The following is an 806-nucleotide window of genomic DNA, read 5'->3' on the forward strand; positions in this document are numbered from 1 at the left end:
ACACAGATCGGGCAGTTGCCAAAGCCCATAGCTTCCAGCTGTTTTGCCTGTTTCTGAGCATTTGCAGTAAGAACTACTCTCTTGCCGCCGTAGATCTTCTGTACGATCTGGTTCAGTTTGTCCTCGATGGAGCCTTCCAGTTCGTAAGAGTAGCTGAAGCTGTCGTTCGGCTCTTCGCAGAGACGGATGACTTCTTCTGCAAGTTTGATTCCGCCTTCGCCGCCTTTTGCCCATACTTCGGAAAGTGCAACGTTTACGCCAAGTTCTTTACATTTTGCTTCTACCAGGTCAAGCTCTGCCTTGGTATCGGTCGGGAATGCATTGATGGCAACCACACATGGAAGTTTATAAACGTTTGTGATGTTGCTTACATGTTTCAGAAGGTTTGGAAGACCTTTTTCCAGAGCTTCCAGATTTTCATTGTTCAGGTCAGCCTTTGCTACGCCGCCGTTGTATTTCAGTGCACGTACGGTTGCAACGATAACAACTGCGTTTGGTTTCAGGCCTGCCATACGGCATTTGATATCCAGGAATTTCTCAGCACCAAGGTCAGCACCGAAGCCTGCTTCTGTGATGGTGTAATCAGAAAGTTTCAGAGCCATCTTGGTAGCAGTTACGGAGTTACATCCGTGAGCGATGTTTGCGAATGGTCCGCCGTGAACGATTGCCGGTACATGCTCCAGAGTCTGAACCAGGTTTGGTTTCAGAGCATCTTTCAGAAGTGCGGTCATAGCGCCTTCTGCGTGAAGGTCATGTGCGGTAACCGGTTTCTGTTCGGATGGTTTGCCATAGGTATAACCGATGAT

The 806-nt window shown here is 48.5% G+C and carries 1 protein-coding gene; it reads right to left on the reverse strand.

The genetic code is table 11. The features are described from left to right. The coding region (locus ACTNEW_RS16305) for a formate--tetrahydrofolate ligase (RefSeq protein WP_441062858.1) at positions 1–806 on the reverse strand (806 nt) is incomplete at both ends.

It is taken from the genome of Blautia sp. HCP3S3_G3, from assembly GCF_052063365.1.
GTDB lineage: Bacteria > Bacillota > Clostridia > Lachnospirales > Lachnospiraceae > Blautia_A.